This is a genomic window from Traorella sp. mt218 (genome assembly GCF_055420025.1).
The window spans coordinates 171,915-180,514 of sequence record NZ_JBVAYM010000003.1 but is presented as its reverse complement, the minus strand read 5'-3'; the positions used below and the strand labels follow the sequence as shown (position 1 = coordinate 180,514).

General features: G+C 36.0%; 9 protein-coding genes. 8 read left to right on the top strand and 1 reads right to left on the bottom strand.

What is annotated here, in order from left to right:
• Positions 1–271: 271 nt before the first annotated feature.
• Positions 272–823, top strand: coding sequence for an N-acetyltransferase family protein (locus tag ACZYT3_RS02965; RefSeq protein ID WP_464087628.1), 552 nt, complete (start codon positions 272–274; stop codon positions 821–823).
• Positions 824–859: 36 nt separating this feature from the next.
• Here the strand turns inward: ACZYT3_RS02965 and ACZYT3_RS02960 are convergent, their stop codons facing one another.
• Positions 860–1,672: an HAD family hydrolase gene (locus ACZYT3_RS02960; protein WP_464087627.1), complete on the bottom strand. Its 813-nt coding sequence runs from the start codon at positions 1,670–1,672 to the stop codon at positions 860–862.
• Positions 1,673–1,755: 83 nt separating this feature from the next.
• Between ACZYT3_RS02960 and pfkB the strand changes: the two genes are divergently transcribed.
• The 7 genes from pfkB to ACZYT3_RS02925 all read left to right on the top strand — a co-directional run bounded on the left by pfkB (position 1,756) and on the right by ACZYT3_RS02925 (position 8,440).
• Positions 1,756–2,670, top strand: a complete 915-nt coding sequence (pfkB, locus tag ACZYT3_RS02955; protein WP_464087626.1) for a 1-phosphofructokinase — start codon at positions 1,756–1,758, stop codon at positions 2,668–2,670.
• Entirely contained in the window at positions 2,667–3,839 is a 1,173-nt protein-coding gene (metK, locus tag ACZYT3_RS02950; RefSeq protein ID WP_464087625.1) for a methionine adenosyltransferase, read from the top strand. Before pfkB ends, metK begins: the two co-directional genes overlap by 4 nt.
• An 84-nt stretch (positions 3,840–3,923) precedes the next feature.
• Positions 3,924–4,883, top strand: coding sequence for an aldo/keto reductase (locus tag ACZYT3_RS02945; RefSeq protein WP_464087624.1), 960 nt, complete (start codon positions 3,924–3,926; stop codon positions 4,881–4,883).
• Positions 4,884–5,324: 441 nt separating this feature from the next.
• Positions 5,325–5,627, top strand: a complete 303-nt coding sequence (locus tag ACZYT3_RS02940) for a hypothetical protein (RefSeq protein WP_464087623.1) — start codon at positions 5,325–5,327, stop codon at positions 5,625–5,627.
• On the top strand, positions 5,596–6,645 hold the full coding sequence (locus tag ACZYT3_RS02935; RefSeq protein WP_464087622.1) for an ABC transporter permease: 1,050 nt from the start codon (positions 5,596–5,598) through the stop codon (positions 6,643–6,645). Before ACZYT3_RS02940 ends, ACZYT3_RS02935 begins: the two co-directional genes overlap by 32 nt.
• Positions 6,642–7,328, top strand: coding sequence for an ABC transporter ATP-binding protein (locus tag ACZYT3_RS02930; protein ID WP_464087621.1), 687 nt, complete (start codon positions 6,642–6,644; stop codon positions 7,326–7,328). The genes ACZYT3_RS02935 and ACZYT3_RS02930 overlap by 4 nt, the downstream gene beginning before the upstream one ends.
• Positions 7,325–8,440, top strand: coding sequence for an ABC transporter permease (locus ACZYT3_RS02925; protein WP_464087620.1), 1,116 nt, complete (start codon positions 7,325–7,327; stop codon positions 8,438–8,440). Before ACZYT3_RS02930 ends, ACZYT3_RS02925 begins: the two co-directional genes overlap by 4 nt.
• Positions 8,441–8,600: the final 160 nt, after the last annotated feature.

Here is an 8,600-nt window from a genome sequence, read left to right as displayed (position 1 = left end):
TAAAATCATTAAAATTATTTTATAAGAGATCGAATAGCTTGAAAAAAATAGAAATCACATAATTTAACATGGTTTAAATAAATTTGTCTGATAAGATTCGGATATATTATAGGTGTACAAGGAAAACACTTGTACAGCTGAAAATAAAGAACCCCTAATTTATTTTCATTCATATTCTATCCCCTTTAAAAATAATGATTTAGTAAAAGATGCGCCTCCCCTAGCGCATCTTTTACTTTTGCCTTATAATAAGAAAAAGGAGTGAAGATGTATGAAAATAGAACCTAAAAAATATATCTTAAAAAACGGAAAAGAAGTCATGCTGGCAAGTCCGACATCAAAGGATGCAGGCCAGCTGATTGCCTATATGAAAAAAACAGCCGAAGAAAGTGATAATCTGGTACGTTATCCGGAGGAACTTGTACTAACGCTTCAGGATGAAGAAAGGATGATCGAAAGCATCGAGAAAAATGAAAGAGAGTGTTTTGTTTCAGCATTTATGGATGGCAGGCTTGTCGGAAATGCATCGCTGAGCTGTATCGGTGAGCGAATAAAATTAAGACATCGCAGCAGTGTAGGCATTGCGATTTTTAAAGAAGTACAGGGTAGTGGATTAGGCTCTTTGCTGATGGAAAAAATCATTGAGTATGCAAAGAAGTGTGATTATGAACAGATAGAATTAGAAGTGCGTTCTGATAATAAAAAAGCACTTTCTCTTTATAAGAAAAAGGGCTTTGAAGAATGTGGACGTATTGTTCATGGCTTTAAATTGAAAGATGGAAGCTATGCTGATCTGACCATGATGATCTGTACCTTAAAGTAAGTGCTGTTTCGACTATTTCCAAGGAAATAATTCCTTTTATATCAAATTTAACTGTTGAAACATGTCATAAATGCTGTCTTCATAAGAAGGTCCACAGACGATATCGGCTGCTTCTTTCAGCTTTTCAGTGCCATTGCCCATACAGATACCGGTATTGGCAAACTGAAGCATATCAAGGTCATTCATGCTGTCACCAAAAGCAATCGTATCCTTTTGACTCATATTAAAATGTTCAAGCATTTTTTTGATACCGCTTGTTTTATTGACATGGTTGATGAGCAATTCACACATGAAATGAGTATCATAGTCTTTTTTGCCATGTTCGACACAGGTATATTTTGATTTCCATTTCTCCTGGAAAGTTTTTAGATCTTCTTTTGACTGATAATAAAGGGTTGCCTTGTTGATATGAGCCTTTTCCAAATGGAAGTCATTCATTGGAAATAAGGCTTCTGAAGAAAGTACCCCGGTTATTTTCTTGACCCTATTTCGACGTTCAAAAACAAAGGGATCGGCAAAACTTTCCTCTTCACCTTCAAGCTTAAAGCCAAAATGATAGTGAATAAAATCATCAATGAGCAGACATAGATCCTTTTTTGGAATACAGATATGATATAACAGTTTGCCATTTGCTTCTAACATGGCACCGGCTCCATAAATTTGTCCGTCTGATTCAAAAGGAAGCATGCCTTCAAGGACATTACTTTTAGATCTTCCGGTACATAAGATGATTTTATGGCCATTGGCTCTTGCTTTTTGAATGGCCTCAATGGTAGAATCTAAGACGCGATGGTAGCGAATATGGTCCAAAAGAGTACCATCTATATCCATAAATATGATTTTAGACATCTTTTACCTCCAAAAAACATGATTATTATACACGAATCATGAAAAAAGTGGTAGAGTATAGGAGTAAGAAAAGGAATGAGAATATGATCTATACATTAACATTTAATCCTTCCATTGATTATGAAATGAATCTTGTCCATCTAACCTTTTCCCACACGAATCGAAGCACACATGAAAGCTATCATTTAGGCGGCAAGGGCATCAATGTGTCACGCATTCTTCATGAGCTTGGTTTTGATTCAGTGATCTTGGGATTTCGCGGTGGTTTTGTCGGTGATGAAATACGCAGGATGATCTATCAGTTTGGACTGAATGAAAAACTCATCGAACTTGAAGAAGGAATTTCACGTATCAATGTGAAAGTGTTAGGAAAAGCAGAAACAGAGATCAATGGCGAAGGGCCTTTGATTGGCGGGGCAGATATGAAACAGCTGTATGATCAGCTGGATATGTTAGGAAAAGACGATGTATTGATATTGTCCGGAAGTATTCCGAAGTGTCTGAATGATAATATTTATGAAACGATCTTATCGGTACAGAGTGCCAAAGGGGTATTATGTATCGTTGATGCGACAAAAGATCTTTTGGTCAATACGCTGAAACATCATCCATTCCTGATCAAGCCGAATGTTGCGGAATGTGAAGAAATCTTAAACGAAACGCTGTTGACAACAAAAGAAGTGATCGCAGCCGCAAAAAAGCTTCAGGAAATGGGTGCCCGCAATGTCATGATTTCCAGAGGGAAAGAGGGCGCTGTGCTGGCAGATGAAAATGGTGGTATATTTGAAAGCAAAGGATTGAAAGGTGAGTGTATTTCTTCTGTTGGCTGTGGGGATTCCATGGTAGCCGGTTTTATAGCGGCATATTTGAAATGTTCAAGCTATGAAGAAGCCTTTAAGCTGGCAATGGCCTGCGGCAGTGCGACGGCTTTCAGCGAAGATCTTGCGAAAATAGAAATGATAGAAAGATGTTATAACGAACTGGAGGTAAAGAAATGAGCAAAAAGTTTTTCACATCGGAATCGGTAACAGAAGGACATCCGGATAAGATCAGTGATGCCATCAGTGATGCCGTATTAGATGCGATCTTGGAAAAAGATCCAATGGCAAGGGTGGCATGTGAAACCTGTACGACGACAGGTATGGTCCTGGTCATGGGTGAAATTACGACCAACTGTTATGTAGATATTCCTAAGATTGCCCGAAATGTAGTTTTGGAGATCGGATATGACCGTGCCAAGTATGGTTTTGACGGCAATACCTGTGCCGTATTAAGTGCGATTGATGAGCAGTCCGGTGATATCGCAATGGGTGTACATGCTGCACTGGAAACAAGAGAAAGTGATGATCATGAAAATGGTGCCGGCGATCAGGGAATGATGTTTGGTTATGCCTGTGATGAAACAAAAGAACTGATGCCGATGCCGATCATGTTAGCCCATAAGCTGGCAAGACAGCTGGCGAAAGTAAGAAAAGACGGTACGTTGGGCTATTTAAGACCGGATGGCAAGAGCCAGGTAACGGTAGAATATGATGGTGATGAGGTCAAGCGTATCGAAGCGGTCGTTATTTCAACACAGCATTCCGATGCCGTTGAATTAAGTCAGATCAGGGAAGATATCATTCATCATGTCATCAATGAGATCATCCCTTCAGAGCTGATGGATGAAAATACGAAGATCTATGTAAATCCAACGGGTCGTTTCGTAATCGGAGGTCCACAGGGAGATAGCGGTCTGACAGGAAGAAAGCTCATCGTTGATACCTATGGTGGTATGGCTCGTCATGGTGGTGGTGCCTTCTCAGGAAAAGATCCAACGAAGGTGGATCGCTCCGCTGCCTATGCTGCACGCTGGGTCGCTAAGAATCTGGTAGCAGCCAAGCTGGCAAAGAAAGTAGAAATTCAATTGGCATATGCAATCGGTGTGGCTCATCCGTTAAGCATTCATGTCGATACCTTTGGTACAAGTACATACAGTGAGGAACAATTGATCGAAATCATCAATCAGGTCTTTGATCTAAGACCGAGTGCCATCATTGATACGCTGGATCTTAGAAGACCGATCTATCGTCAATTAGCTGCTTATGGTCATTTTGGAAGAGATGATCTTGATGTTCCGTGGGAAAAGACAAATAAGGTAGAGGAAATCTTAAATTGCCTGAAATAGGTTCGAAAGAACCTTTTTCTTTGCCTTCTTGACACTCAATAAGCATGATTTTATAATAAATAAGGAATAAAAAAGGAGTCAGTTATGAGATATAAACACTATAAAAATGCAAATGTTGATGTAAGTGAATTTGCCTTAGGCACATGGGGATTGGATGATTCAAGATGGAGCGGACACGGCGGTGTCAGCGAAGCTTTAGAAGCCATGAAAGCATTAATTGATCAGGGTGTGAATCTGATCGATACGGCTGCCAACTATGGTAATGGAACAAGTGAAAAAGTAGTGGGAGAATTGTTGAAAAGTGTCGACCGCTCCAAGATCCTTATCTCTACGAAATTTGGTACACAGAATGATCTCTTTACAGGAGGCGTTTATCGTGATGCCCGTTTTGGTACGGTCATGCGTGAATTGGCAGGCTCATTAAAAAACATGAAAACAGATTATGTTGACTTTTACTTTTTACATTGGCCGGATGTTTCAACACCGATTGCAGAAACGATGTGTGCCTTGAATTTCTTAAAGGAACAGGGTAAGATCCGTTATATCGGTCTTTCAAATACAGAGCTGCCATTATTAAAGGAAGCATTAAAATACGGACAAGTCGATGTCATCCAGCCACCTTTCTCCATGATCGACCAGCGTTATAAAGAAACGATGGAATGGGCAAGTGAACATGGTATCGATGTCATGGCCTATGGTTCGATGGGCGGCGGTATATTAACAGGAAAATATCGCACGATTCCAAACTGGCCGGCCCATGACGTCCGTTATACATTCTATAAAGGATTCAGTGAACCTACTTTCAGTAAGGTCATGGAACTGATGAAAATCTTAGATGAGATTGCAGCTGCTCATCAGGCAACCGTATCACAAGTAGCTATCAACTGGACATGTCAGAAAGATTATGTCAGCAGCGCATTGATCGGCGTTACCAGCATGCGCCATGTAAAAGAAAATATGGATGCCTTTAATTGGCAATTAACCAGCGATGAAATGAAACGCATTGATGATCATTTACATAAACTGGGACTTGATCAAGAATAAACTGTGAGTCAATCACGGTTTTTTTATAATCTTTTTCATAAGTAAAATAGGATAATAATTTATATATTTACTGTGCAGTATTATATTTATCATTACATATTTATTATCTCCACTTTATAAATGAAGTAACATTATTGGATTTACTTATAAAGGAATTAGTAGTGTGTCATAAAGTAGAGCTTCAAAATTAAATTTATAAAGAAAGATGTTGATATTATTTTATGAAATTTAAATATTTACAAAATATATGAAAACGATTACAATGTATTTAACTGATAGGAAGATGTAATAGAGAGAAGGGGACAGAGGAATGAAGGAACCGGTGATAATAGAGGATAAAGTCAATATTTGACCTTATCCATATCAAATTGAAGCATTTATAGTAGCCATTAAAGACTATTAGTTGCACTTATTTAGAATAATTATAGTAAAGGGAAACTTATGAAAAGACTGATTTATGCTGAATTGAAAAAAGTATTTCAAATAAAAACAATTGCAATAACTGTTTTAATTCTGAGTATTTTTATGAGTTTTCTTCTTCTTTCAAATCAACGATATGAAAATGAAGGTATTCAAATTTTAGCTCAAAACATTTATACCGGATCTTATTTTTATAGTGCTTCCTCAGATGATGAGGCAAATATAGAGTCATTGATTGAAAATTATCATATCGATAAAAAAATGACCATGGAAGAAATCAGAGATGCTTATTATGATCTTAAGGAATACGCTAGGTCGTTATGACGCAGTCATGAACCTTGATTTTGAACGTTATAATCAGTTAAAGGCAGCATATTGGGAGAATACCCAAATTGCAATGTTTATGCAAGGAACAACAACAGGCTGGGGAGAAGTCAGTGAACATAATGAACAATGTCAAGGACTCGTTCTTTGTGACAGCTATGGACGTTACCCTTTACAGCCAAAAGATTTAGATACATATAATCTTGTCCATCATGTTTATCCAAAAGAGTATAAACAGGCGAGTGATTATTTTATGGACTATGTAACAAGCTATCAGGTTCTTTTGGTGCCTCTTTTAGGTATATTTATGTCATATCTGGCTCTGAATCAGGAAAAAAAGGAAGAAAGTGAGAAGCAGGTATGGGCATTGCCATTTCCTAAAATACAAATCTTTCTTTCGAAAATCATTGCACTTTTTATCGTTTCAGCTGTGATTCTACTTATAAGTGATATACTAATTTATCTAATTTGTGGTATATTCAGTGGTTTTCATTCTTCATGGCGTCTTGTAGTTCTTATTACATCATTTTTAAATGGTGGTGGTAATGAAGCAGTGAATCAATATAGCGTATGGACCCAGTGGCAACTGAATTTATTTATAATTGTGTTGACTCTGTTTACTTTATTGGTCAGTATCGTAATATGTCAATTTTTATCACTTTATATACGTAATAAGAAATTTTTGTTTATTGTTTCAATATTATTGATATTAGGATTACCTTATGTATTAGGGGAAGTTGTACAAATTGTCAAATATCAGAAATATTCATATTTGTTGATTCCATTTTATTTCGTTTACACTTTGATTCCATTTTATATGCCTTTGACTATTGCGGAAAGTAATGGAGTTTATTTTATGAGTGCCAATCATCCTTTTCTTATTTCATCATTAACACCATATAATAACGTATTTAAAGAAATGGATATCATGATGGGGCTTGGTGTAGGAATGATGACGATCGTTGTATTGATTCTTATGGCATATGTGACGTTGAAAAGAAAGGATCTATTGAAATGAGTGAGATATTAAGGGTAGAAAATTTATGCAAGAGTTTTGGAAAGACGCCGATCATAAAAAATATCAGCTTTCATGTCGATGAAGGTGAGATCGTAGCGTTTATTGGTCCAAATGGATCAGGAAAAAGCACGACTTTTAAGCTTTTGAGTAATCTTTTGATACCAGATAGCGGGCATATTTATATTGATGGTTATGATCTGAAGAAAGATAGGGAAAAGGCATTGGCACATGTATCTTTTATGATTGAGCATCCGGGATTATTTTTGAATTTGAGTGGAAAAGACAATTTGGATATTATTCGTATCTTATATCGTAAGAGTAAAGATGAATTGAATGAAATCATTGCATATACGGGCTTGGATCATCATATCTACAAGAAAGTATCTAAATATTCATTGGGAATGAAACAACGTTTGATGCTGGGCATGTGTCTGTTGAGTGATCCTAAATTCATGGTAATGGATGAGCCGACTAATGGTCTAGATTATAGTGGCATCATTGAATTTAGAAAAAAGATCATAACATTAGCAAAAGAAAAGAAAATTGCTGTTTTGATTTCTTCGCATATGTTAGGAGAACTTGAGAAGATCAGTGATCGTACAATTTTTATCAAAGAAGGAGAGCTGGTTGAAAGCAAGGAGGGATTAAATTTAGAAGAAGCTTATGGAGAGTTATTTCTATGATGCGGCTTATTCTTGTTGAATTAAAAATTTATTTGAAAAAACCATTGATATGGGTATTGTTTCTTTTACATATCCTTGTTTTTGTGTCATTTTGTGGCTACAATATGAGTATTGAAGATCATTATCTAGGTGTTATACAAAGAGAATATAATGTAAATGAAGGAAGTATCTCGCGCGAGTTAGATATAGCGAAAATGAAAGGAAATGATGATATTGAGGATTTTGATAAAGCACTGATGGCGAATGGAGAAGTTTATTTGTGTTCGATTAATGATCCTAATACCAAGGAATGTTATCAAAGTGTGATTGACTTAAATCAAAATATGATTCAGCTGGTTTTAAATCATGATTATGCACAATCTACAAAAACACTTTTTGAATATGAAAGAACGATCATTTTATATGAAGCTTTAATAGAGAATGATTTAAATTTTATTCCGGAGGAAAGAATGGATCTTATTCATGGCTTTATACAATATAATGAAAATTTGATGTATTTTATGATTGTTCTGATTTGCATATTGAGCGGCTGTTTCTCCATCAGTGAAGAAATGGAAGAAGACAGTTTTAAAACGATGGCAATGCTTCCATATTCCAGAACACGATTTATGCTGGCAAAGGTAAGTAGTCTTTTCTTAATCAATATGATTTTGATTTTTATACCTGTGCTGATCATTATGGTTGTTCTAATATTCATGAAAGGAATAGGCAATCCTTTATATCCTTATGTGATTTATCAGCAAGGAATATTCATGGCTGTTTCTCAGATAGATATCTTTTTAGTATTCTTAGTATTTGATATTATCTTATGTCTTTTAATGAGTATCATTGGTTTTTTATTTTCTTATTTACTTCAAGATAGTATTAAAGCATTGGTTGGCAGTATCACAGTTTTATTTTTACCATTTATGCTGGGATATATGTTGCCTCAATATGCGCCATATTTATATACCTCTTATTTAAATTTTAAAGATGTTTTGAATGGCGATGCATATTATCAAAGTGGTAATGATGTGATTATGCCTATATTGGGATTAGGAATCATGCTGATGGGAAGTATCCTCATATGGATGTTTATTCTACTACATTATCGAAAGCACGATCTGTCATAAAGTTGAAAAATGAGGTTTTATGGGTGGGCGAGTCTCACTCTTTCTTTTTAGCTAAAGTGATTTAGGGACAGATTACATATTTACAAAAAGATTGAAAACACTTACAATATAAGTGTAAACATTATCTTATGAGATTTTAATGATTTGGGAAAGGGGATGA